This is a genomic window from Ancylobacter koreensis, assembly GCF_023016525.1.
Classification (GTDB): Bacteria; Pseudomonadota; Alphaproteobacteria; order Rhizobiales; family Xanthobacteraceae; genus Ancylobacter; species Ancylobacter koreensis.
Genome location: NZ_JALKCG010000001.1, coordinates 931,291 through 955,561, shown reverse-complemented (window position 1 = coordinate 955,561; position 24,271 = coordinate 931,291). Strand labels below are relative to the sequence as shown.

General features: G+C 70.7%; 21 protein-coding genes and 1 other RNA gene. 9 read left to right on the top strand and 13 right to left on the bottom strand.

What is annotated here, in order from left to right; translation table 11 throughout:
* Positions 1–312 precede the first annotated feature (312 nt).
* Complete coding sequence (nudC, locus tag MWN33_RS04350) at positions 313–1,275, bottom strand: NAD(+) diphosphatase (protein WP_247199090.1); 963 nt, start codon at positions 1,273–1,275, stop codon at positions 313–315.
* Positions 1,275–1,694 carry an HIT domain-containing protein gene (locus MWN33_RS04345; RefSeq protein ID WP_247199088.1) on the bottom strand — a complete coding sequence of 140 codons (420 nt, stop codon included), beginning with the start codon at positions 1,692–1,694 and terminating at the stop codon, positions 1,275–1,277. The genes nudC and MWN33_RS04345 overlap by 1 nt, the downstream gene beginning before the upstream one ends.
* A 201-nt stretch (positions 1,695–1,895) precedes the next feature.
* On the opposite strand from MWN33_RS04345, the gene MWN33_RS04340 reads away from it, so the two are divergent.
* The 6 genes from MWN33_RS04340 (at position 1,896) to MWN33_RS04315 (ending at position 7,937) form a co-directional block, all read left to right on the top strand.
* Positions 1,896–3,110, top strand: coding sequence for an MFS transporter (locus tag MWN33_RS04340; protein WP_247199086.1), 1,215 nt, complete (start codon positions 1,896–1,898; stop codon positions 3,108–3,110).
* Between the two features lie 34 nt (positions 3,111–3,144).
* Positions 3,145–4,101 (top strand): prolyl aminopeptidase, encoded by a 957-nt coding sequence (gene pip / locus MWN33_RS04335; RefSeq protein ID WP_247199084.1) that lies wholly within the window; start codon positions 3,145–3,147, stop codon positions 4,099–4,101.
* Between the two features lie 18 nt (positions 4,102–4,119).
* Positions 4,120–5,292 carry a class C beta-lactamase gene (ampC, locus tag MWN33_RS04330; protein WP_247199082.1) on the top strand — a complete coding sequence of 391 codons (1,173 nt, stop codon included), beginning with the start codon at positions 4,120–4,122 and terminating at the stop codon, positions 5,290–5,292.
* Between the two features lie 56 nt (positions 5,293–5,348).
* Positions 5,349–5,446, top strand: an RNA gene (ffs, locus tag MWN33_RS04325) — signal recognition particle sRNA small type.
* 135 nt (positions 5,447–5,581) lie between these two features.
* Positions 5,582–7,603 carry a DNA polymerase III subunit gamma/tau gene (locus MWN33_RS04320; RefSeq protein ID WP_247199080.1) on the top strand — a complete coding sequence of 674 codons (2,022 nt, stop codon included), beginning with the start codon at positions 5,582–5,584 and terminating at the stop codon, positions 7,601–7,603.
* 13 nt (positions 7,604–7,616) lie between these two features.
* A complete protein-coding gene (locus tag MWN33_RS04315; RefSeq protein ID WP_247199079.1) occupies positions 7,617–7,937 on the top strand; it encodes a YbaB/EbfC family nucleoid-associated protein in 321 nt (106 codons plus the stop codon).
* Between the two features lie 261 nt (positions 7,938–8,198).
* On the opposite strand, the gene MWN33_RS04310 is transcribed toward MWN33_RS04315, so the two are convergent.
* The 11 genes from MWN33_RS04310 to ccoN all read right to left on the bottom strand — a co-directional run bounded on the left by MWN33_RS04310 (position 8,199) and on the right by ccoN (position 21,981).
* Complete coding sequence (locus MWN33_RS04310; RefSeq protein WP_247199077.1) at positions 8,199–8,804, bottom strand: TetR/AcrR family transcriptional regulator; 606 nt, start codon at positions 8,802–8,804, stop codon at positions 8,199–8,201.
* Entirely contained in the window at positions 8,801–12,211 is a 3,411-nt protein-coding gene (locus MWN33_RS04305) for an acyl-[ACP]--phospholipid O-acyltransferase (protein ID WP_247199075.1), read from the bottom strand. The genes MWN33_RS04310 and MWN33_RS04305 overlap by 4 nt, the downstream gene beginning before the upstream one ends.
* Positions 12,212–12,602: 391 nt before the next feature.
* Positions 12,603–13,793, bottom strand: coding sequence for a hypothetical protein (locus MWN33_RS04300; RefSeq protein WP_247199074.1), 1,191 nt, complete (start codon positions 13,791–13,793; stop codon positions 12,603–12,605).
* Positions 13,790–13,969 (bottom strand): cbb3-type cytochrome oxidase assembly protein CcoS, encoded by a 180-nt coding sequence (ccoS, locus tag MWN33_RS04295; RefSeq protein ID WP_247199072.1) that lies wholly within the window; start codon positions 13,967–13,969, stop codon positions 13,790–13,792. Before ccoS ends, MWN33_RS04300 begins: the two co-directional genes overlap by 4 nt.
* Complete coding sequence (locus MWN33_RS04290; RefSeq protein ID WP_247199070.1) at positions 13,969–16,227, bottom strand: heavy metal translocating P-type ATPase; 2,259 nt, start codon at positions 16,225–16,227, stop codon at positions 13,969–13,971. Before MWN33_RS04290 ends, ccoS begins: the two co-directional genes overlap by 1 nt.
* A 12-nt stretch (positions 16,228–16,239) precedes the next feature.
* Complete coding sequence (locus MWN33_RS04285) at positions 16,240–16,743, bottom strand: FixH family protein (RefSeq protein ID WP_247199068.1); 504 nt, start codon at positions 16,741–16,743, stop codon at positions 16,240–16,242.
* A 27-nt stretch (positions 16,744–16,770) separates the two neighbouring features.
* Complete coding sequence (gene ccoG, locus MWN33_RS04280; protein ID WP_247199066.1) at positions 16,771–18,237, bottom strand: cytochrome c oxidase accessory protein CcoG; 1,467 nt, start codon at positions 18,235–18,237, stop codon at positions 16,771–16,773.
* A 182-nt stretch (positions 18,238–18,419) separates the two neighbouring features.
* Positions 18,420–19,319 carry a cytochrome-c oxidase, cbb3-type subunit III gene (ccoP, locus tag MWN33_RS04275; protein ID WP_247199064.1) on the bottom strand — a complete coding sequence of 300 codons (900 nt, stop codon included), beginning with the start codon at positions 19,317–19,319 and terminating at the stop codon, positions 18,420–18,422.
* Positions 19,320–19,323: 4 nt separating this feature from the next.
* Positions 19,324–19,479 carry a cbb3-type cytochrome c oxidase subunit 3 gene (locus MWN33_RS04270; RefSeq protein WP_152304052.1) on the bottom strand — a complete coding sequence of 52 codons (156 nt, stop codon included), beginning with the start codon at positions 19,477–19,479 and terminating at the stop codon, positions 19,324–19,326.
* Between the two features lie 10 nt (positions 19,480–19,489).
* Positions 19,490–20,251 carry a cytochrome-c oxidase, cbb3-type subunit II gene (ccoO, locus tag MWN33_RS04265; protein WP_247199061.1) on the bottom strand — a complete coding sequence of 254 codons (762 nt, stop codon included), beginning with the start codon at positions 20,249–20,251 and terminating at the stop codon, positions 19,490–19,492.
* 11 nt (positions 20,252–20,262) lie between these two features.
* Positions 20,263–21,981, bottom strand: a complete 1,719-nt coding sequence (gene ccoN, locus MWN33_RS04260; protein WP_247199060.1) for a cytochrome-c oxidase, cbb3-type subunit I — start codon at positions 21,979–21,981, stop codon at positions 20,263–20,265.
* A 344-nt stretch (positions 21,982–22,325) separates the two neighbouring features.
* Between ccoN and MWN33_RS04255 the strand changes: the two genes are divergently transcribed.
* From MWN33_RS04255 to MWN33_RS04245, 3 genes are all read left to right on the top strand, one after another.
* The gene (locus MWN33_RS04255) at positions 22,326–22,625 is read left to right on the top strand and encodes a hypothetical protein (RefSeq protein WP_247199058.1); all 300 of its coding nucleotides are present in this window, start codon (positions 22,326–22,328) and stop codon (positions 22,623–22,625) included.
* A gap of 88 nt (positions 22,626–22,713) precedes the next feature.
* A complete protein-coding gene (msrA, locus tag MWN33_RS04250; protein ID WP_247199056.1) occupies positions 22,714–23,367 on the top strand; it encodes a peptide-methionine (S)-S-oxide reductase MsrA in 654 nt (217 codons plus the stop codon).
* A gap of 171 nt (positions 23,368–23,538) precedes the next feature.
* The gene (locus tag MWN33_RS04245; RefSeq protein ID WP_247199054.1) at positions 23,539–24,255 is read left to right on the top strand and encodes a hypothetical protein; all 717 of its coding nucleotides are present in this window, start codon (positions 23,539–23,541) and stop codon (positions 24,253–24,255) included.
* Positions 24,256–24,271: the final 16 nt, after the last annotated feature.

The window sequence follows — 24,271 nt, the reverse complement described above, 5'->3', positions numbered from 1 at the left end:
CGGGGGCATTCGGCTCCCGGCGAGGTCGCACGGTCGGCCGCAGGCTCACCGTCATCCACGGGCTCGACCCGGGGATCCATGAGGTTGGTAAGAGCGAGCAGGTTAAGGCGTGGATGGCCGGGTCAAGCCCGGCCATGACGTTCATCATCGCTCCAGCCGTCATCCCGGACGGCCGATTGAGGGCATCCTCCTTCCCTCTCCCCGCGGGGGAGAGGTGGCCCGCGCAGCGGGTCGGTGAGGGGCCACCCGGCCTCGAAACGGCGTCCCCCTCACCCCAGCCCTCTCCCCGACGGGGAGAGGGAGTTTGCCCCCTCACCCCGCCGGCGGGTCCCTTCCCTCGACGAAGGCGCGCAGCAGATGGTGCGCGATCGCCATGGGCGGCGGCGCGATCAGCCCATCGGGATGGGTGCGGGTAAGCAGCAGCGCCGCCTCCTCGCGGGAGAACCAGCGCGCGCCCTCCAGCTCGTTCGGGTCGATGACGATCTCGCGCGAAATCGCCTGCGCGTGGAAGCCGATCATCACCGACATCGGGAACGGCCAGGGCTGGCAGCAGAGGTAGCGCACCGCGCCGGTGGCGATGCCCGCCTCCTCCTGCGTCTCGCGGCGCACCGCCTGTTCGAAGGTCTCGCCCGGCTCGACGAAGCCGGCAAGGCACGACCACACGCCCGGCGCGAAGCGGGCGGAGCGGCCGAGCAGGCAGTCGTCGCCGTCCACCGTCAGCATGATTACCACCGGGTCGGTGCGCGGAAAATGCTGCGAACCGCAATGCGGGCATTCGCGCCGCCAGCCGGCATCGCCCACCACCAGCCGCTCGCCGCAGTTCGAGCAGAAGCTGCGCCGCGCGTGCCAGGCGATCATCGCCTTGGCGGTGGCGAGCTGGCCGATCTCCTCGGCGCTCACCAGCTCCTGCACGGCGATGGCGCGCAGATCGGTGACGAACAGATCCGCGCGCTCGGCCAGCAGGGCGAGGGCGGCGGCGTGCAGCGGCAGCACGAAATGCGGGGTCTCGCCGTCGAGCCCGAGCAGGCAGGCCTCGCCCGTGCGCCCGCCGAGCGCCACGGCCTCCTCAAGCGGGAACAGCGCCTCGAACGCGCCCTTTCCCTCGGCCATCCCCGGCCGGCGCTTCAGGACGAGGCTCTCGCCGGCGATAAGGCAGGCGCGGGCACGCGGATCGGCGAGCAGCGCCGCCGCCTCGCCGCGCCGCAGGCTGCCCCGGTCGAGCCGCGAGCCGACATAGCCCAGATGCGGCCATTCCCCCAGCGTGTGCGTCGCCATCACGCGGCGTCCAGCGCGGCGCGAAGCCGCGCCACGGTCAGCATGGCCTGCGGCGCCGCATAGGTCCTGCGTTCGCCCACGCCCCAGACCGGGCCGGGCCAGGCGGGATCGCCGGCAAAGCGCGCGATGACATGGATATGAAGCTGGCGAACCTGATTGCCGAGCGCCGCGACGTTCAGCTTGTCGCAGCCGGTCAGCGTTTTCAGCGCCCGGCTCACCCGGTCGATCTCGGCGGTCAGCGTGGCGCGCGGCTCGCCTTCCAGTTCGATCAGCTCGGAAAGGCCCGGCCGGCGCGGCACGAGGATCGCCCAGGGAAAGCGGGCATCATCCATCAGCCGCACGGTGGCGAGGTCGAGCTCCGTCACCGGGAAGGTGTCAGCTTCCAGACGCGGATCGAGGAGAAATTCGCTGTCGCCCATTCGTCCTTCCGGCCTCCCTGCCGCCGCCACGACGCGGCGGGCGCGGTGAAGCTATAGCGCCGCCCCGGCCTTCCCGCCAATGCCCGGCAATGCCGACGCTGCTGGGCAGCCTCCCCCTGCGGGACGATTGTCGACAGCGCCGCCTTGGCCTAGTGATGGGCGAGGCGCTCCCCCCGGCGCCGCGTTGGTGAAGTGACAGCCATGAGCCTGAACATTCCGGCCGATACCGCGCGCCGCGCCGCCATGCCGGTGCTGGTGGCGCTCAGCCTCGCGCATTTCCTGAACGACATGATCCAGTCGCTGATCCCGGCGATCTACCCGATCATCAAGCAGGCCTATGCGCTGGATTTCGGCCAGATCGGCATCATCACGCTGGCCTTCCAGATTTCCGCCTCGCTGCTGCAGCCGCTCATCGGCATGTATACCGACCGCTACCCCCTGCCCTATTCCACCGTGGCGGGCATGGGCTTCACGCTGGTCGGGCTGGTCGGGCTCGCCTATGCCGGCTCCTACCCGCTGCTGCTGGTGGCAGCGGCGTGCGTGGGCATCGGCTCCTCGATCTTCCACCCCGAGGCGACGCGCATGGCGCGAAAGGCCTCCGGCGGGCGGCACGGCTTCGCGCAGGGCCTGTTCCAGGTCGGCGGGCAGTTCGGCGGCTCCATCGGCCCGCTGCTGGCCGCCTTCATCATCGTGCCGAACGGCCAGTCGAGCCTTGCCTGGTTCTGCGCCGCCGCGCTCATCGCCATGCCGCTGCTCGGCTGGACCGCCAGCCACCACGCGCTGGCGACGCCGACCCGCCGGCCGGGCCAGACGGGCGGCCACGCGCATGAGCCGGAGATCGCCCACCGCCCGTTCCGCGAGGTCGCGTTCCCGCTCGCCATTCTCATCGTGCTGCTGTGCTCGAAGACCGCCTACACCGCGAGCTTCACCTCCTTCTACACCTTCTACCTGATCGAGCGCTTCGAGGTGTCGGTGCAGACCTCGCAGGTGATGCTGTTTCTGTTCCTCGTCTCCTCGGCGGCGGGCGTGCTGTTCGGCGGCATGCTGGGCGACCGCATCGGGCGCAACAAGATCATCTGGTTCTCGATCCTCGGCGCCCTGCCCTTCACCATCCTGCTGCCCCATGTCGGGCTGGTGTGGACCGGCGTGCTCACCATCGTCATCAACCTCGTCATGTCGAGCGCCTTCGCCGCCATCCTGGTCTACGCCATCGAGCTGATGCCCCATCGCATCGGCCTGATCGGCGGCTTCTTCTACGGGCTGGTGTTCGGCCTCGGCGGGCTGGCGGCAGCCGCGCTCGGCCTGTTCGCCGACAGCCACGGCATCGATGCGGTGTATGAGGTCTGCGCCTTCCTGCCGGCCTTCGGCCTGCTCGCCTTCTTCCTGCCGAGCCTGCGCGGGTCGCGGGCGGCCTGAGCCCGCCCCAGCCCTCCATCACGGAACCTTCGACATGAGCGCGCTGCGCAGCTTCTATCCCGAGATCGAACCCTTCGAGAGCGGCATGCTCGATGTGGGCGACGGGCACTCCATCTACTGGGAGCGCGTCGGCACCAGGGGCGCCAAGCCCGCCGTGTTCCTGCATGGCGGGCCGGGCGGCGGGCTGATGCCCAACCAGCGCCGCCTGTTCGATCCCGCGCGCTACGACGTCATCCTGTTCGACCAGCGCGGCTGCGGGCGCTCCACCCCCTATGCCGAGCTCGAGGCCAACACCACCTGGCACCTCGTCGCCGACATCGAGCGGCTGCGCGAGAAATTCGGCTTCGGGAAATGGCAGGTCTTCGGCGGCTCCTGGGGTTCGACGCTGGCGCTCGCCTATGCGGAGGCCCATCCGGAGCGGGTGTCGGAGCTGATCCTGCGCGGCGTCTACACCGTCACCCGCGCCGAGCTCGACTGGTACTACCGCTTCGGCGTGTCGGAAATGTTCCCCGACAAATGGGAGGGCTTCCTCGCCCCGCTGGCGACGCTGGAGGAGCGCGCCGACCCGGTGCGCGCCTATCGCGCCCTGCTCACCGGCACGGACGAGGCGAAGAAGCTGGAAGCGGCCAAGGCGTGGTCGATCTGGGAAGGCGAGACCATCACCCTGCTGCCCGAGCCCGCCACCGCCGACGCCTTCCATGACGGGCACTACGCGCTGGCCTTCGCCCGCATCGAGAACCATTATTTCTTCCACGACGCTTGGCTGAAGGACCGCCAGCTGCTCGACGACGCGCACCGGCTGGCCGGCATTCCCGGCGCCATTGTGCACGGGCGCTACGACATGCCCTGCCCGGCCCGCTACGCCTGGGAGCTGCACAAGGCGTGGCCGGACGCCGAGTTCCATCTCATCGAGGGCGCCGGGCACGCCTATTCCGAGCCCGGCATTCTCGACCGCCTGATCCGAGCGACCGACAAGTTCGCCGGCAAATAAAATACCGAGAGGCCGTCCATGACCCGTCTTTCGCGCCGCGCCCTGCTCGCGGGCGCCCTGCTGCCGCTCGGCGCCGCCGCGCTGCGCCCCGCCCCCGCGCGGGCGGCGGAGGATGCCGAGCTGGAACGCCTCGCCGGTCCGCTGCTGCGCGCGCTGATGAAGGCCAACGACATTCCCGGCCTCGTGCTCGGCGTCACCCGCGAGGGGCGGCACGCCACGGTGTCGCTGGGCGTCACCGCGCGCCAGCAGGGCCGCCCGGTCGAGGCCGACACGTTGTTCGAGCTGGGCTCGGTGAGCAAGACCTTCGCCGCCGCGCTGGCGACGCTGGCCGCGCTGCGCGGCAAGCTCGATCTTTCCGGCCCGCTCGGCACGGCGCTGCCGGAGGTGGCGGGCACGCCCTTCGGCGCCCTCACGCCCATCGACCTCGCCACCCATTCCACCGGCGGCATGCCGCTGCAGCTTCCCGAGGGCATCGGTAGCGAAGAAGCGCTGTTCGGCTGGCTCCGGGAATGGCGCCCACCGGCGCCGCCGCAGACGCGGCGCGCCTATTCCAATGTCAGCATCGGCGTGCTCGGCCTCATCGCTGCGCGGGCCTTCGGCACCTCCTTCGCCCGCGCCGCCGAGGCCGAGCTTTTCGCCCCGCTGGGGCTGAAGAGCACCTTCATCGAGGTGCCGGCGGGCGCGAAGGCGCGCTACGCCATGGGTTACAACAAGGCCAACGCGCCGGTGCGCGTCACCCCGGCGCTGCTGGAGCCGGAAGCCTATGGCGTGAAGTCCACCGCCGCCGACATGCTGACCTTTCTCGACGCCCAGCTCGGCGCCGCCACCGTGCCGGCGGAGCTGGCCCGCGCGCTGGCCGCCACCCACACCGGCTATGTCGAGACGGCGAATTACGTGCAGGAGATGATCTGGGAGCGCTACCCTTGGCCGGTCGGGCTCGACCGGCTGCTGGCGGGCAATTCGCTCGACATGGCGCTGAAGCCGCAGCCCGCCCGACGGCTCGACCCGCCGCTGGCACCGGTGGCGGACTCCTTCGTCAACAAGACCGGCTCGACCTCGGGCTTCGGCGCCTATGCCGTGATGCTGCCGGCGAAGCGCCTCGGCATCGTGCTGCTCGCCAACCGCAACTATCCCAATGGCGAGCGGGTGAAGACGGTCTACGCGCTGCTGGACAAGCTGGCGGCGGGCTGACCGGGACGCAGCCCCTCCCCCTTGCATCGCGCGCCCTTCTGACCGATATAGGCGCCGGGAGGTTGGCGGTGGACGAGCCACTCGCCAACCGGGTCAGGTCCGGAAGGAAGCAGCCCCAACGAGCCCGGATCGGGTCTCTGTCCAGCCTCCCACCCTTTCCCGACATCGCCGCCGGCACCGCGCCCCGTCCTCTGGGGCGGGCGCGGCGGTGCGCGCCATCCCCGGAAAATTCCCGCCCGCGTCGTCGCGGCGTTGCGCCCTTCGCGCCCGGCGATGCTATGAAGGGGCCATGAGCGCCGACAGCCCGGACACCGACGACCTGACGCACGCGGCCGATGACGGGCCGGGCCTCGACCTCGGCCCGCTGCCGACCGTGCCGGCTGCAGCCCCCGCGTCGAATACCCCCTACCGCGTGCTGGCGCGAAAATACCGGCCGCAGACCTTCGCCGACCTGATCGGCCAGGAGGCGATGGTCCGCACGCTCTCCAACGCCTTCACCTCCGGGCGCATCGCGCAGGCCTATATCCTCACCGGCGTGCGCGGCGTCGGCAAGACCACCACCGCCCGCATCCTCGCCCGCGCGCTCAATTACGAGCCGGCGGACGGGCCGGCCGGTGGCGGCGCCCCGACGCTCGACATGCCGGTGCTCGGCCGCCACTGCCGCGACATCATCGAGAGCCGCCACGTCGACGTTCAGGAGATGGACGCCGCCTCCAACACCGGCATCGGCGACATACGCGAGATCATCGAGGCGGCGCGCTACAAGCCGGTGCTGGCGCGCTACAAGGTCTTCATCATCGACGAAGTGCACATGCTCTCCACCGCTGCCTTCAACGGCCTGTTGAAGACGCTGGAGGAGCCGCCCGAGCATGTGAAGTTCATCTTCGCCACCACGGAAATCCGCAAGGTGCCGGTGACGGTGCTTTCGCGCACCCAGCGCTTCGACCTGCGGCGCGTCGAGGCCGGCACGCTGGCGCGGCACCTGCGCGCCATCTGCGACGCCGAGGGCGTCGGCATCGACGGCGAGGCGCTAAGTCTCGTCGCCCGCGCGGCGGAAGGCTCGGTGCGCGACGCGCTCTCCCTGCTCGACCAGGCCATCGCGCATGCGGGGGGACAGTCCTCCGGCAACACCGTGCATGGCGAGCAGGTGCGCGCGCTGCTGGGCCTCGCCGATCGCGGCCGCGTCATCGACCTGTTCGAGGCGGTGATGAAGGGCGATATCGGCCAGGCGCTGACCGAGCTGCGCGAGCAGTACGATTCCGGCGCCGACCCGGCGGTGGTCATCACCGACCTCGCCGAGTTCACCCATCTCGTCACCAAGCTGAAGATCCTGCCCGAGACGGCCGACGACCCCGCCCTCGTCGAGGCCGAGCGCACGCGCGGGCGGGACTTCGCCAAGGGCCTGTCCATGCGGGTGCTGGCGCGGGCGTGGCAGATGCTCACCAAGGGGCTCGCCGAGGTGCAGCAGGCGGCCAAGCCCATGCAGGCGGCCGAGATGGTGCTGGTGCGCCTCGCCTATGCCAGCGATCTGCCGACCCCCGACGAGGCGCTGCGCCGCCTGCGCGAGGGTGCAAGCGAGGGCACGACTCCCGCGCCCGGAGGCGCCGCGCCGGCCGCGCGCGCACCCACCGCCTCGGGCGGAAGCTCGGGGGGCGCAGGATCGGGCGGCAGCGGATCGGGCGGCAGCGGATCGGGCGGCAGCGCCATGGCGGCGACCGCGCCGCGCGCCTTCTCCGCCCCGCAGGGCGCGCCGAGCGCCGCGCCGCTATCGGCGCCCACAGCCGCCAGCCATCTCTCGCTCGCCGCGCGCGGCACGCCGCGTCCCGCCCCGACCCCTGCGCCCGAGGCCACGCCCGGCGTCGGCGTCGCCACCTTCGAGGATCTGGTGGCGCTGGCGGCGGCGCGGCGCGACCTGCGCATGAAGTTCGCGCTGGAAAACCATGTCCGCCTCGTCGCCTTCGAGGACGGAAGGCTGGAGCTGGCGCTCGCCCCGGGCGGCTCGGCCAATCTCGTGCAGGAGCTGCAGTCCAAGCTCTCGGAATGGACCGGCCGGCGCTGGCTGGTGGCGCTGTCGCGCGAGGAGGGCGAACCCACCCTCGCCGAGAAGGCGGCCGCCCAGCGCGACGCCATGATGACCGGCATCCGCGCGGACCCGCTGGTCGCCGCCGCGCTGGCGCGCTTTCCCGGCGCCTCCATCGTCGATGTGCGCACGCAGGCGTCCGACGAGCCGGACGCCGCCTTCGCCAGCGATGCCGAGCTGATGGCCGCGCGCGACGACGGCCCCGGCGCGGACGACGAGATCGAGTTCTGAACAGGAGACCCGAATGAAAGACCTTCTCGGCATCATGTCCAAGGTCAAGGAGATGCAGTCCAAGATGGAGCAGCTCCAGGCGGAGCTGGAGACCATCGAGGTCGACGGCGCCTCCGGCGGCGGTCTCGTCACCGTGCGCCTCACCGCCAAGGGCGCGCTGAAATCGGTGCGCATCGACCCGAGCCTGCTCAACCCCGACGAGGCCGAGATCGTCGAGGACCTCATCGTCGCCGCCCATGCCGAGGCCCGCGCCAAGGGCGAGCGGCTCGTGCAGGAAAAGACGCAGGCGCTGACCGCCGGCCTGCCCATCCCGCCCGGCATGAAGCTGTTCTGAGCGGGCGCCCGCCGCCTCTCGCAGGGGGATAAAGGGCCTCGTCCGGCCCCCATCACCGTCATCCCGGCCGAGCGTAGCGAGAGCTGGGATCGCGTGCCGCTCCCGATTGAAAAACGATCCCGGATCGGCCTCCGGCCGTCCGGGATGACGCTCCTTCAGGCAAGGCGCCGTCATGGCCGGGCCTGGCCCGGCCATCCACGTCTTCCCTTCTTGTCCCGACCACGTCGTGGATGCCCGGCCCAAGGCCGGGCATGACAGTGATCAGCGTCCGCGCGCGCGCTCGACGATCCCCGTCACCGCCGCCGCGATGGCGTCGGCCTGCGCGGCGAGGGGGCCGTCGATGCGCCCGTACAGCGCGAACACCGCCGGCTGAACCACGCAGCCGAGCGCCAGCGCGCTGGCGAGACCGAGCCGTTCCGCCGGCACGCCGGCGCCGCGCAGCAGACGCGCCACCGCCTCCACCACATTGGCCTCGGCCTCGTCGGGCACATGGGCGAGATGGGCGTGCTGGTGGATGAGGAGATAGGCGAACAGCGCCGGCTCGGCGTCGAACAGCCGGCAGGCGAGCCCCACCACCGCCGCGATCTTCGCCTCCCGCGACCCCTGCCCCGCCTCGACGGCGCAGATCTCGCCGGCCAGCGCGGCGTAGCGGGTGAGGAACAGCTCGCGCGCCAGCTCCTCCTTGGAAGGGAAATGGCGGTAGAGCGCGCCCTCGCTCACCCCGACCTGTTCGGCGATGTCGCGCACCGAGGTGCCGTCGACACCCTTGCGCGCGAACAGCGCCACCGCCGCCGCTTCGATGCGCGCGCGCGTGTCGCCGGTGCGGCCCCGGCGGGGACGCGCGGCGGCGCGCGGCGCCGTCTTCATGCGCCGGCTCCCGCCGCCGCGCCATGCGCGGCGATGGCCTCAAGCGCGAGGACGCGGGCGCGGGTGAAGTCGACCTTGCCGGAGCCGAGCAGCGGCAGCTCGTCCATCGCCATGATCTCGGTGGGGATCATCAGCTCGCTCGCCCCGCTCTCGCGGCCGAGCTCCTGCATCGCCGCGCGCGACAGGTCGGGCGTGGTGGTCATCAGGATGACGCGCTCGCCGCGCCGGGGATCGGGCACCGCCACCGCGACATGCTGGCCGTCCGGCCGCAGCGCCGCCGCCATGGCGTCGACGGCGGCCAGCGAGATCATCTCGCCGGCGATCTTGGCGAAGCGCTTCACCCGGCCGCGAATGGCGACGAAGCCTTCCTCGTCGAGCGCCACGATGTCGCCGGTGTCGTACCAGCCGTGCTCGGGCGGCTCCAGCACGCCCGGCGCCTCGGCCCTGATATAGCCGAGCATCACGTTCGGCCCGCGCACCTGCAGGCGCCCGCCCTCCTCGATGCCCGTGACGGTCTCCAGCCGGTGGTGGAGGCCCGGCAGCATGCGACCCACCGTGCCGACGCGGTTGAACATCGGCGTGTTCACCGCCAGCACCGGCGAGCATTCGGTAACGCCGTAGCCCTCCAGTATGCGGTGGCCGAACTTCTCCATCCACACGCGCCGCGTCTCCGCCTTCACCGGCTCGGCGCCCGCCACCACGAAGCGCAGCGAGCGGAAGTCATAAGGATTGGCGGTGCGGGCATAGCCCATGAGGAAGGTGTCGGTGCCGACGATGGCCGTGGCGTTGGTGGCGTAGACCAGCTCCGGGATGATCCGGTAATGCAGCGGCGAGGGGTAGAGATAGGTCTTCAGCCCCGACACCATCGGCAGCACCAGCCCGCCGGTGAGCCCGAAGGAATGGAACACCGGCAGCACGTTGAACATGATGTCGGCGGGCGAGAAGTCGATGCGCGCCGCCACCTGCGCGACATTGGTCAATATGTTGCGGTGGGAGAGCACGACGCCCTTGGGCGTGCCTTCCGAGCCGGAGGTGAACAGCACGAAGGCCGGCTCGTCCGGATCGGCCGGCTTCGGCGCGGGCAGCGGCAGCAGCGCCTTGATCTTGTCGGCGGTGCCGACGCTGGCGCGGATGTCCTCGCTCATCAGCACGCGCACGTGCTTTTCGAGTTCGGCCACCTCCGCCTCCAGCCGCGCCTTCTCGACAAAGGCGCGTGAGGCGACGACCAGCTTCACCTGCGCCGCCTTGCAGGCCAGCACGAGATTGTGGGCGCCGGCGGTGTAGTTGAGCATGACCGGCACGCGGCCGTGGCGCGACAGGCCAAGCAACACCACGGCGATGCCCGCCGCGTTGGGCAGCAGCACGCCGACCTTCTCGCCGCGCGCCGTCTCGCGCGCCAGCTTGTCGCCGAGGATGTTCACGCCGAGCAGCAGCTTGCGGTAGGAGAGGATGGTGCCGAGCGGGTCCTCCAGCACGATGCGGTGCTTGCCGAGGCGCACCGCCGCCTCCTCCACCGCCTGATAGATCGTCATGCCGGTGTGGCTCGTCTCGAAGACGAGGTCGCTCATCACGTCGTAGAGCGCCGCGCCCGCCGCGCGCCGGCGCTTGCGGCCGAGCAGCTCCTTGTCGACCGCCAGCTTGCGCGGCGGCAGGATGGTGACGCGCACCTTGGGGAACAGGCGCTTGCGGGTCTGGTGGCTGTCGAGCCGGGAGAAATAGGTCTGCTCCAGCCCCTCGATGCGCACCGGCACGACCGGCGCGTCGGCCTTGTCGGCGACCAGCGCCGAGCCGTCATAGATCTTCATGATCGAGCCGGTGACGGTGATGCGCCCCTCGGGGAAGATCACCAGCTGCTCGCCCTGCTGCACCTGGCGGATCAGGTCGCGCGTCGCCATGGGCTTGGTCGGGTCGAGCGGGAAGGCGCGCACCAGCTTGAGAAAGGGCTTCACCCACCATTTCTCGGCGATGGCGCGGTCGACCGCGAAGACCGGGTCGTTGTCGAGCAACGCCATGATCAGCGGCGCGTCGAGGAAGCTCACATGGTTGATGGCGATCACCGAGCCGGGGCCGGCGGCCTTGAGGTGCTCGGCGCCCGTCACCTCGACGCGGAACAGCACGCGGAACACGATCTGGATCAGGTCGCGCAGCACCTGCCCCTGGAAGGCGCGCCCGGCGAGGATCGCCGCCACGAAGCAGCAGCCGCCGATGAGCCCCAGCAGCGCCGGCGCGCCGACGCCCGCCATCTGCAGCCCGGCGACCACCACGGCGCCGGCCACCATGAAGGCGGCGTTCAGCACGTTGTTGCCGGCGATCACGCGGGCGCGGCGGTCCTCGCCGGCCTCGGCCTGGATGAAGGCGAAGGTCGGCACCACGAAGGCGCCGCCCGCCGCCGCGAGCCCGATCAGCCCGATGGCGGCGTGAATGCCGAGGCCCGAGGTGAGGAAGTCGTACCAGCCGACCGGCACGGCGCCGGGCGTGGCCGAACCCATCATCAGCGCGAGGTCGAGCGCGAAGACGCCCATGGCGATGCCGGCGGCCGGCACCAGCGCCATGAGGATGCGCCCCTCCGACAACTTGGCGGCGAGGGTCGAGCCGAGGGCGACGCCGACGGTGAACAGCACGAGGAACAGCGTCACCACCCCCTCGTGCCCGCCGATATTCTCCTTCACCAGCGTCGGCAGCAGCGAGAGCACCACGGCGCCGACCAGCCAGAACCAGGAGACGATGAGGGCGCCGCGCCAGATCGGCCGCTCCGCCCTCAATTCGCTGAGCAGCGTCATGGTGCTGCGCCAGATGTTACGGTCGATCACCAAGTCCGGCGCGCCCGGCAGGGTGCGCGGAATGGCGCGTGCGGAAAGCCAGGCGATCACCGCCAGCACGAAGGTAAGGCCGGCCACCGCCCAGTCGCCGGTATGGGTGAAGGCGAGCGCGCCGCCCACCGTGCCGCCGAGAATGGCGGCGAAGGTCGCGGTCTCGATCAGCGCATTGCCGGCGACCAGTTCGTCCTTGGCGAGATGGTCGGGCAGGATGCCGTATTTCACCGGGCCGAACAGCGCGCTGAGCACGCCCATCAGGAACAGGCCGGCGAACAGCATGGGGATGGACTGCAGCACGAAGCCGGCGCTCGCCACCAGCACGATCCAGATCTCGGCGAACTTCACCCGCCGGGCGATCAGCGACTTGTCGTAGCGGTCGGCGAGCTGGCCGCCGAGGCTGGAGAACAGGAAGAAGGGCAGGATGAACACGCCGCCGGCCAGCGTCACCAGCGCGCCGCCATTCTCATGGGCGATGCCGTAGAGGATCAGCAGCGCCATCGCGTTCTTCACGAAATTGTCGTTGAAGGCGGCGAAGAACTGGCACCAGAACAGCGGGGCGAAGCGCCGTGCCGACATGAGCCGCGTGAACATCGCCGTTTCTCCCCATCCATCTCTGTTAGTGAGCGATCACTTACATAAAATCGGAAGGGCGTCAAGGAAGCGGCAGGGCGGATAGAGCGTAAGGGAAAGCGGGCGTCGGAGCCATAGTCCGTCATCCCGGCCGGAGCGCAGCTGTCATCCCGCCGGCGACGCCGTCATCACGGCCGGACGAAAGCCGTCATCCCGGCGCCTCGGGTCTTGCCATTGGCAAGCCCAAGGGCAGGCTCCGCGAAGCGGAGAGCCGGGATCGTCATCCGCCGATGGCCCGCGATCCCGGATCGGCCTGCGGCCGTCCGGGATGACGGCGAGAAACGGGCCGGGATATGAGGGGCGCAGGCACATCGACCCGACGCCGCGATACCCGGGACGCCGCCCGCCGCCGCTAGACCAGCACGCCCGCCAGGGCCGCGAGCAGCAGGGCGCCGTCGTGAAGGCCAAGCTGGAGGCGTGAGGGCACGCCGCGCCCGTGCAGCATCAGCGTCGTAGCGGCGGTGGCGAGCGACCAGCCGGCGCCGACGCCGAGAAAGGCGAGCGAGATCGGCAGCGCCTCGCCCGACAGGCTCACCGTCGCCGCCGCGCCGAGGCACAGCGCCAGCGCGGCGAGCGCCAGCGTGCCGGCCCCGAGGCGGGCCGCCAGCCGGCCGGCGGCGAGCGCGGGGGCATACATCGCCACCACATGCCAGGCGACCACGCCGGAGATCGCGGGCACACCGATGCCGCAGCCGGCGAGGGCCAGCGGCGCCCCGGCCATGGTGGCGGTCATCGCGCCCCAGGCGAGCGCGGCGAGCGCGGTCGGCATGGTCATCGCCCGCCACGGCAGCCGCGCGGCCGGCGCGGAAGTCTTCATCGCCTCGACGGTGAAGGCGGCGTGCGAGGCGCGCGCCTCCGGCAGCAGCACGGCGAAGGCCAGCACGCCGAGCTGGGCGAGCGCGGCGAGCCCCAGCGTGCCGGCGAAGGTGTAGGGCGCGAGGGCCTCCTCGGCCAAGCCGGCCAGCAGCGGCCCGACGAGCCCGGCCAGCGCGCCGGCGCCGATCAGCCGCGCCACCGCAGTCCCTTGTGCGGCCCCTTGCGCGTTCCCCTGCCCGTCCCCCGCCCCGGCGCCGAAGGCCGCCGCGTGGCGGTAGAACAGGCCGAAGCCCTGCGCCGCGCCGAGCCACAGCGCGCCGACCACCAGCATGGGGAAGCTGGCGAGCAGCAGCGCATAGGCCGCCAGCAGCCCGCCGGCGAAGCCCAGGCTCGCGCCCAGCGCGAAGCCGGCGCGCCGGCCGAAACTGTCGAGCAAAAAACTTGCCGGCAGGCTGGCGAGCGCCGCGCCGGCGAGGAAGGCGGCAAGGGGAAGATGCGCCATCGGGAGGAGGGATACCGCCGAGGCGGGCGGCGCCAGCATGGCGCCGGCCAGCGGCAGCACGCCGAGGGTGAGCGCCTGCGCCAGCACCACCAGCGCGAAGCCGGTGGCAAGCCGCCCGGCGCCGAGCGGACGGCGCAGCGGGCCGGCATCTTCCGGGCAGGCGCAGCCGAGACGGCCCGCCCGCGCCGCGCCGACGCCCTCGTCGAAAACCTCGCCCGCGCTCATCGCCGGCCGGCCCCGACGGCGGGCTCGCCGTCGGCGAGGTCGTCATCGGCCAGCACGCGCACGGCGGCGCCGTCCAGATCCTCATACTGGCCCGAGCGTAGCGACCACATGAAGGCGCCAAGGCCGAGCAGGCCCAGCGTGAGCGCCGCCGGCACGAGATAGAGCAGCACGCCCATCAGTTTCCTCCCCGCGTGCCGAGCCGGGCACGCAGCGCGTTCAGCGTGACGATGACCGAGGAGCCGGACATGGCGAGCGCCGCCACCAGCGGCGTCACGTAGCCGGCTATGGCCAGCGGCACGGCGATGAAATTGTAGATCACGGCGATCATCAGGTTCTGCCGCATCAGGTGCCGCGCGCGGGCCGAGACGGCGAGCGCGGTCAGCACCGGCGCCAGCCTCTCGCCGAGGAACACCGCGTCGGCATGGGCGCGCGTCACGTCCGCCGCGGTGATCGGCGACAACGAGACATGGGCGCTCGCCAGCGAGGGCGCGTCGTTCAGCCCGTCGCCCACCATCAGCACGCGGCGGCGGGCGGCGGAAAGGCTGTCCAGCACGGCGATCTTGTCGGCCGGCCGGGCTTCCGCCCACCAGTCCTCGATACTCAGTTCCGCCGCCACCGGCGCCACCGCCTCGCGGCGGTCGCCGGAGATGAGCACGACATGGCGGCCTGCGCGGCGCAGCGTGTCGATCACCGCCCGGGCGTCGGGCCGCAGGGCTTGGCGCACCTTCAGCACCGCGCATTCCTCGCCGAGCCGCACGGCCACCAGCGAGGCATCGGGCGCACCTGCGGCGATGCGCGCCGCCAGCGCCTCGCAGCGGCAGAAGACGGGGCTGCCGAGCCGGGCCGGCACGCCGTCGATCTCGCCCTCGACGCCGGCGCCGGGCACTTCGGCAAGCTCCGCCGGGGCCACCGCGCCGGGCCGGGCCAGCGCCACCGCGCGGGCCAGCGGGTGGGTGCTTGCCAGCGCCAGCCGGGCGGCGACGTCGAGGAGATGGGCGGGCACGGCGTCCTCATTGGCGAGGCGCGGCTCGGGCAGGGTCAGCGTGCCGGTCTTGTCGAACGCCACCGTGTCGACTTCGGCCAGCCGCTCGAACGTGTCGCCGGAATTGAGCAGCACGCCGGCCCGCATCAGCGCCCCGGCCGCCACCACCTGCACCGCCGGCACGGCGAGCGCCAGCGCGCAGGGGCAGGTGATGATGAGCACCGCCACCGCGATCAGCACCGCATGGTGCACCGAGGCGCCGGCGACGAGCCAGCCGATGAGGGACAGCAGCGCCGTCGTGTGCACCATCGGCGCATAGAGCCGTGCCGCCCGGTCGGCGAGGCGGATATAGCGCCCGCGTGCCGTCGAGGCCCTGTCGAGCAGCCGCTCGATCTCGTCGAGGAAGGTGTCCTCGCCCACCGCCGTGGTGCGCAGGCGCAGCACCCCGTCGTGCACGAGGCTGCCCGCATGCACGCTCTCGCCGGCCGCGACGGCACGGGGAAGCGTCTCGCCGGTGACGAGGCTCTCGTCGACGGCGGCGGCGCCCGACAGCACGACCCCGTCCACCGGCGCGCGCTCGCCGGCGCGCAGCATCACCTCGTCGCCGGGCCGTATGGCGGCGGCCGGCACGGTGACGAGCGAGCCGTCGGGCTCGATGCGGTTGGCGCGCGTCGCCTTCAGCGCGGCGAGGTTGCCGGCCTCCGCGCGGGTCTTCCGGCGCATGGCGTGGTCGAGATAGCGGCCGGTGAGCAGGAAGAAGAGCAGCATCACCGCCGAATCGAAATAGGCGTGCTGGGCGCTGTTCAGCGTTTCGAATACGGAGACGCCGAGCGCCAGCAGCACGCCGAGCGTGATCGGTACGTCCATGTTGAGCGAGCGCGCCTTCAGCGCCCGGAACGCGCTCTGGAAGAAGGGCTGGCCGGCATAGGCGGCGGCCGGCAGGGCGATCAGCGCGGAGAGCCAGTGGAAGAAGTCGCGCGTCTCCGGCGTGATGTCGGTGACGTTGCCCGACCATACCGACACCGACAGCAGCATGATGTTCATCATGGCGAAGCCGGCGACCGCGAGGCACCGCAGCAGATGGCGGGAGGTGGCGTTCTCGATCTCCTCCAGCCGGTCGGCCTCGAAGGGATAGGCGCGGTAGCCGAGGCGCGCCAGCGCGGCGAGCAGCTCGGCGGGCTTCGCCTCCGCGCCGGCCTGCCAGCCGACGGTCAGCCGGTGCGTCGTGTAGTTAAGCCGCGCGCGGGCCACCCCGGGCAGCGCCTCGGCGCCGTCCTCGATCTCGTCGATGCAGGCGGCGCAGTCGATGCCCTCGACGGCGAAGGCCATCTCGGTCTCCCCGCCCGGATCGTGGCGCAGGAACAGCGAATAGTCCTGCGTCGCCTCGCCGGCGGGGGCGGCGACCGGCGCGCGCCGGGCGGCGGCGGGCAAGGCGATGACCTGCGCACCCATGGCGAGCCCTCCCTAGTGGACGATCACGCGGTTGGTGGAGCGGAACAGGCGCGTGCCGTCGCGGCTCAGCTCGATGACGAGATCCCACTGGCCCGGCGGCACGCTCTCGCGCGCCTGCCACGTGCCGGCGCCCGCCGGCTCGGGCGCGAGCGTAACGTCGAAGCGCCGGTCAGTGGGGTGGTGGAAGCGCATCGCCACGTCGAGCCCGGCGAGCGGCAGCCCCTGCGCGTCGCGGGCGCTCATCTCCACCCGGCCGTCGCCGATATGGGCGGCGACCTGCCAGTGGCGCGCCTCCTGCGCCGCCGCCGCCTCGCTCTCCTGCCGGAAGACGAGGCCCGCCTGGTAGGAGCTCTCGGTCTCCACCCCGCCGAAGCTCGTCACCGCCGCGCGGACGAGGAAGAAATTCGCCGTAAAGACGACGCCGAAGAAGCCGACGAAGCACAGCAGCACGGCACGGCCGGTCAGCGGCCGGCCGGCGGGAGGGCTGTCGTCGAGGGAGGTCGCGCGGGTCGGCATGATCGTCCTCTCCGGGGTGCGGCGGGCTCAGGGGCCCTTGAAATGGTCGGGGGCGGAGGAGGTCTCGCCGCCGGCCACGTCGGTGATGCGGAAGGTGACGGGCAGCGAGGCCTCGGCCGGCAGCTTCGCGTGGGTCGAGACCAGCACGCGCAGCTCATAGGTCTGGTCCGGCCCGACCTCGACCACGGGCTGGCCGTTCTCGGCCTGCGAGATGCCGCCGGCGATTTCGAGCCGCGCCTCCGGCACCCCGTCCACCGCGATGGCGAAGCGGCGCGGCTGCGGCTGCTTGTTGACGATGCGCAGCGTGTAGGCGTTGCGGATCGCGCCGTCCGAGAGCTGCACGAAGAGCGGGTTGCGGTCGTGGATCACCGCCACGCCCTCCGAGCCGCGCGTCGCCAGGCTGGCCACCATGATGCCGCCGACGAGGAGGATCAGCCCGGCATAGAGCACGGTGCGGGCGCGCAGCACCTTCGTCACCGGCGGCAGGCCCTGCTGGCGGCGCTCGACATTCATCTCGGTGTCGTAGGCGATCAGCCCGGCGGGCCGGCCGACCTTCGCCATCACCGTGTCGCAGGCGTCGATGCACAGGCCGCACTGCACGCAGGCGAGCTGCGCGCCGAGCCTGATGTCGACCCCCGTCGGGCAGGCAGCGACGCATTGCCGGCAGTCCACGCAGTCGCCCGCCGGCAGGCCCTCGCGCTTGAGCGCCTCGGTCTTCTTGAGCGAGCCGCGCGGCTCGCCGCGGTCGTAGCGATAGGTGACGTTGAAGGCGTATTCGTCGGTGAGCGCGGCCTGGATGCGCGGCCAGGGGCACATATAGGTGCACACCTGCTCGCGCATGTGGCCGGCCAGCACATAGGTCGTGAAGGTGAGGATGCCGATCCAGGCATAGGCGACCAGCGGCGCGGTGCCGGTGAAGAGCTGCCAGACCAGCGTCGGCGCGTCGGCAAAATAGAGCACCCACGCGCCGCCGGTCCACCACGCCACCATCAGCCAGAGGAAATGCTTGGCGGCAGCCTCGAAGGCGCGCTGGCCGCGCGAGGCGTTCTTCAGCTTCTCGCGGCGCTGGCGCGGGTCGCCCTCGACCATGCGCTCGATGGCCTGGAACAGGTCGGTCCACACGGTCTGCGGGCAGAGATAGCCGCACCAGACCCGCCCGGCGACCGCGTTCATCAGGAACAGCACCAGCGCGGCGAGGATGAGCAGGCCGGTGACGTAATAGATTTCCTGCGGCCAGATCTCGATGAAGAAGAAATAGAACCGCCCGTTGGCGAGGTCGACCAGCACGGCCTGCGAGGGTGCGTTCGGGCCGCGATCCCAGCGCACGAAGGGCAGCAGGTAGTAGATGCCCAGCGTGACGATCAGCAGCGTCCACTTGATGCGCCGGAAGGTGCCGTGCACGGCGATCGGGTAGATCTTGCGCCGCGCCTCGTAGAGGGGAACGTCGTCGATGCTCTCCTCGACCGCCGTCTCCACCTTGGTCGCCATGTTCATGAGAATCCCCGAGACCTTGCTGGAGGCTTTCTAATGCCGCCACTCTGGCCCGTTGATCCGGTCCATGCCGGGCGGGAAAATGCTTATGCGGCGGGACGTCGCTGGAACGTCCCGCCGCATGCGAGCCGATGTCGCAGCCGTCCCGCCCCACCCGGCGGTCCGGCCGCGCCCGGCCTGCCCTGTTACCGGCCTCCGCCGAGCGCGTGGACGTAGACCGTCAGCGCCTTGATGGTGGTCGGATCGAGACGGCCCGCCCAGGCCGGCATGATGCCGGCGCGCCCATTGGTGACGGAGGCGATCACGTTGTCGCGGCTGGAGCCGTAGAGCCAGATGCCGTCCGTCAGGTTGGGTGCGCCGAGCTCGGGATTGCCCTTGCCGTCCGGCCCGTGGCAGGCGGCGCAGTTGGCCTCGAACACGTCCTTGCCCTTGGCGAGGTCGGGCGTCACGCCCTGCGGCACCGGCAGGCCGGAGAGCGAGCGCACATAGTCCGCCGCCGCCACGATCTCGGGCCGCTGCAACATGGCGTCGCGGCCGAAGGCGGGCATGTCGCCGACATGGGCGTCCGCGTCGGTGGAGCGGATGCCGTGCAGGATGGTCTGCTGCACCTGCTCCAGCGAGCCGCCCCACAGCCAGTCGTCGTCGTTCAGGTTCGGGTAGCCGCGCGAGCCGGCGGCGCCGGCGCCGTGGCAGGGCGCGCAATTGTCGCCGAAGGCGGCGCGGCCCTGGGCGCGGGCGAAGGCCAGCAGCTCGGGACTGGCCTCGATCTCCTCCAGCGAGGCGGCCTGCAGCTTGTCGGCGAAGGCCGCGCGCTGGGTGCGCAGGTCCGCGAGCTGCACCTGGATCGCCTCGCGCGACTTCCAGCCGAGCACGCCGGAGGTGTAACCCGTCACCAGCGGCCAGGCGGGATAGACGATCCAGTAGATCACCGCCCAGACGATGCAGGCATAGAAGGTCCACAGCCACCAGCGCGGCAGCGGGTTGTTCAGCTCGCGTATGCCGTCCCACTCGTGGCCGGTGGTGGCGACGCCGCTGACGGCGTCCACGTCATGCTTGTGCGCGCCATGCGCATTGGTGTCGGCCATGGTCTCAGTCCTCGCTCAGAGGCAGGCGGGCGGCGTCTTCGAACTGCTTCTTGTTCTTCGGCGACAGCGCGTAGAACAGCACGCAGGCAAAAAGGCCGACGAAGTACAGGAGCCCCCAGGTCTGGGCGAACTCGGCGAGGGCGCGATAGGTCTCGTTCATCCCGGCCTCCTCAGCGGATGTTTGCCTTGTCGTCGTAGAGCTTGAAGTCGACCATGGTGCCGAGCGCCTGCAGATAGGCGATCAGCGCGTCGGCCTCGGTGAGCTCCTTCGGATTGCCGTCGAAGTCGCGCTGCTGGGCGCCGGGGTAGCGCTTCTGCAGCGCCGCGGCGTCGGCATTGGGATCGGCCTGGGCGTGCAGGTCGGCCAGCGCGTCGGCGATCATCTCCTCGCTGTAGGGCACGCCGAGCACGGCGTTCACCTTCAGGTCGGCGGCGATCTCGCCGGTCTTCAGCCGGGTCTGCGCCAGGAAGGGGTAGCCCGGCATGATCGAGCCCGGCACCACCGAGCGCGGATCGGCGAGGTGCTGGCGCTGCCATTCGTCGGAATATTTGTTGCCGACGCGGGCGAGGTCCGGCCCGGTGCGCTTGGAGCCCCACTGGAACGGGCGGTCATACATGCTCTCGGCCGCCAGCGAGTAGTGGCCGTAGCGCTCCACCTCGTCGCGCAGCGGGCGGATCATCTGCGAGTGGCAGTTGTAGCAGCCCTCGCGGACATAGATGTTGCGCCCGGCCAGCTCCAGCGGCGTCCAGGGACGCACGCCGGAGACCTTCTCGATGGTGCTCTTGAGGTAGAACAGCGGCACGATCTCGACGAGACCGCCGATCGCGACGACGAGCAGGATGCCGATCAGGAGCCAGATCGAGTTCCTCTCGAAGAACGCGTGCCTGGCCCAGATCGAGGTGGACTTCTTGGTAGCGGCTGCGTCGGCCATGGTTCGCGTCCTCACTCAGCCGGCACGAGGGAAGGGTTGCGCACGCCGCTGTCCGCCTCGGCGGCGCCCGGCTCGCGGATCGTCATGTAGAGATTGAAGGCCATCAGCAGGGCGCCGACGAGGAACAGCACGCCGCCCACCGCGCGGATGAGGTAGAAGGGGTGCATCGCCTCGACGGTCTCGATGAAGGAGTATTCGAGGAAGCCGAGCGAGGTGTAGGCGCGCCACATCAGGCCCTGCAGGATGCCCGCCACCCACATCGACGAGATGTAGAAGACGATGCCGATGGTGGAGATCCAGAAGTGCCAGTTGACGAGGCGCAGCGAGTAGAGCTCGCGCTTCTTCCACAGCCACGGCACCAGGCAGTAGATGGCGCCGAAGGAGATGTAGGCGACCCAGCCCAGCGCGCCCGAATGCACGTGGCCGATGGTCCAGTCGGTGTAGTGGGAGAGCGAGTTCACCGACTTCACCGACATCAGCGGACCCTCGAAGGTCGACATGCCGTAGAAGGCGACGGACACCACCATGATGCGCAGCACCGGGTCGGTGCGCAGCTTGTCCCACGCGCCCGAGAGCGTCATCAGGCCGTTGATCATGCCGCCCCAGCTCGGCATCCACAGGATGATCGAGAAGGTCATGCCGAGCGTCTGCGCCCAGTCCGGCAGCGCGGTGTAGTGCAGGTGGTGCGGGCCGGCCCAGATGTAGATGAAGATCAGCGCCCAGAAGTGCACGATGGACAGCCGGTAGGAATAGACCGGCCGGTCGGCGCGCTTGGGGATGAAGTAGTACATGATGGCGAGGAAGCCGGCGGTCAGGAAGAAGCCGACCGCGTTATGGCCGTACCACCACTGCACCATGGCGTCCTGCACGCCCGACCAGACGATGTAGGACTTGGGCGAGAACACCGAGACCGGGATGCTGGCGTTGTTGCCGAGGTGCAGCATCGCGATGGTGACGATGAAGGCCAGGTAGAACCAGTTCGCCACATAGATGTGCGGTTCGCGGCGGCGCCAGAGCGTGGCGAGGAACACCAGCAGATACGTCACCCACACCACGGTCAGCCACAGGTCGGCGTACCATTCCGGCTCGGCGTATTCCTTGCCCTGGGTGATGCCGAGCAGATAGCCCGTGCCGGCGATGACGATGAAGAAATTGTAGCCCAGCACCACGAACCACGGCGCCAGATAGCCGGCGAGGCGGGCCCGCGAGGTGCGCTGAACCACATAGAACGAGGTCGCCAGCAGCACGTTGCCGCCGAAGGCGAAGATCACCGCCGAGGTGTGCAGCGGGCGCAGCCGGCCGAAGGCGGTCCAGGGCAGATCGAGGTTCAGCACCGGGAAGGCGAGCTGGAAGGCGATCACCACGCCGACGAGGAAGCCGGCGATGCCCCAGAACATCGCCGCGAGCGTGGCGAACTTCACCGGGCCGAAATTGTAGTTCGGCTTGCCGTCGATTTCGAGCGGCGGCAGCGCCGCCGGCCGGTCGAAATAGCGGTTGAAGATCACGAACACCGTCGCCAGGCTCGCGAAGGCCGAGAGATAGGCGTGGAAGGCATAGGCCGGGTCCGTCGCCTTGGCCGCGACGGTGATGCACGACACCGTCAGGAACGCGAAGACGATGGCGAGGCCGCCTTCGCCGAAGGTCAGCTTCTTGCGGCCCGACTGGTCCACGCCCGGCTCGGTGGCGCCCGAACCGCTGAACTCCGCCCCGGGGGTGTTTGGTTGCGACATGCGATCCTCCACGCTCCGATCGCCCGATCTGGAACGACTCCATGCTGTGGCGGGAGCTTTTGCGCCGCGGGGGCCTCGCAACCTTGATCTGCATCAAGGGCACGGGTTCTCACGGACCCGCGAGGCGGCGGCGCAATGACGCGCATGGGCCGGCCGCCCTCCACGCAAGGTCGTCATCCCGGCCGGGGCGCAGTTGAGAACCGGGATCGCTGTCCCTCCGGGACGAGACCGGCGGACAGGCCTCGTCCCACCCGCGCCCCACCAGCGCCCCCTTGCGGCCGTTCCGCGATGGCGTCTAAGAGGGGGCACGCCGCAGGCGCGGCGGGGTCAGGAGACCGGCATTCATGATCCGTTTTCTCTTCCGCTTCGTCGGGCTGTGGGTACTGGCCGGCGCCTTCGTGGCCCTGGTGCTCGACGGCGTTCGCTCCATCGCCGCCTCGGAGATCGTCACCACCCCGCTCGGCGTCACCTGGCTCGCCACCAGCCCCGACACGCTCGCCCGCTTCCAGTCCACCGTCGAGACGAACCTGTCGAACGCGGTGTGGGAGCATCTCGCCGTGCCGGTGCTCGGCGCCCCGCTCTTCGCCGTGCTCGGCGTCGTCGGCATCGTGCTGCTGCTGATCGGCCGGCCGAAGGCGCAATAGGGCGGGCCGGCGCGCCAAAGGCCGCTCCCCTCGCAAATGTCGCGCGCGATACCTACATTGGGGCCATCCAGATAAAGGGATGTTCCCCATGTTCTTCTTCAAGAAGAGTGCCGACCTGCCCACGCCCGAGCAGGCGCTGCCGGGCCGCGCGCAGCCGCTGCCGACGGCCGAGCGCCATTTCGTCAACGGCCACGCGCTCAAGGGGCCCTATCCGGAAGGCTTCCAGACCGCGATCTTCGGCCTCGGCTGCTTCTGGGGCGCCGAGCGCAAGTTCTGGCAGACCCCCGGCGTGTGGGTGACGGCGGTCGGCTACATCAACGGCATCACGCCGAACCCGACCTATGAGGAGACCTGCACCGGCCTCACCGGCCATGCCGAGGCGGTGCTGGTGGTCTTCGATCCGGCGGTCGTCAGCTACGACGCGCTGCTGAAGCTGTTCTGGGAAAGCCACGACCCGACGCAGGGCATGCGGCAGGGCAACGACGTCGGCACCACCTACCGCTCCGGCGTCTACCTGACCTCGCCGGAGCAGCGCGCGCCGGCGCAGGCGAGCAAGGCGGCCTATGAGGCGGCGCTGAAGGCCAAGGGCTTCTCCGCGATCACCACCGAGATCGTCGACGCCCCGACCTTCTACTTCGCCGAGGGCTATCACCAGCAGTACCTCGCCAAGAACCCGAACGGCTATTGCGGCCTCGGCGGCACCGGCGTTTCCTGCCCCATCGGCACCGGCGTCGCGGCCTGAGCCGTCCCTCCCGCCCCGGCGACGGGGCGGGTTCGCTGGCGGGGTGGCGCCGGCCGCCGCTCCTGCCTGTTCCCCGCCCCGTCTATTCCTGGTCGCATCGGCTTTTCGTCTTCCGGTGGGGAAGCGAGCGGCGCTAGCGTAGCGTTCTCCTTCACCCGCCGGTGCCCCGCCATGACCCTGCCGCGCCCCGCCCGCCGCCTTGCGCCGCTTCTCCCCCTCCTCGCCGTCCTGTTCCCCTTCGCCGCCCCTGCGCAGACGCCGACGCCGCACCTCCCGGCGGTGCTGCGCGACGCGCGCTATTGCGAGCTGGTGGCGATCCACGTGACGCTGGACGGGCTGAAGGCCGACGTCTTCAACACGCTCGGATTCGACGACTGCCCCGCCGACAAATGGGAGGCGCTGACCCGCCGCGACCTGTTCCGGGAGTTCGACACCCTCGCCGTGGTGATGAACGGCCCGCGCCATTTCATCATGGACGGCATCGTCGCCGGCGGCGAGACGAAGACCGGCGAGATCATCACGGTCGGCGGCATCACCATGGCCAAGCGCGCCGAAGTCGGCCTCTCGCTGCATCAGGCGACCGGGCCGGCCTATACCGAACAGACCATCGAGCGCGACACCACCTATCGCTTCGACGCCGGCAAGCCGACCTTCCGGCTCATCGCGCCGGACGGCGCCGCCTATGTCATGCAGTCCTACGCGCAGATCGTCGATCCCGCGCTCGCCTATGCCGACCTGCCGGCGCTGGGCGCGCGGCTGAAGCTGCCCGCCGGCTGGCGCTATTCGGTCGTGACGCCGGCGCAGGACCTGCTGGCGGTCGCCTCCGGCACCGCCATCGTCATCCAGGACGATCTCAAGAACACCTACCAGAAGCTGCCGCCCCCCTAGGCGCGCCGGGCCGTCG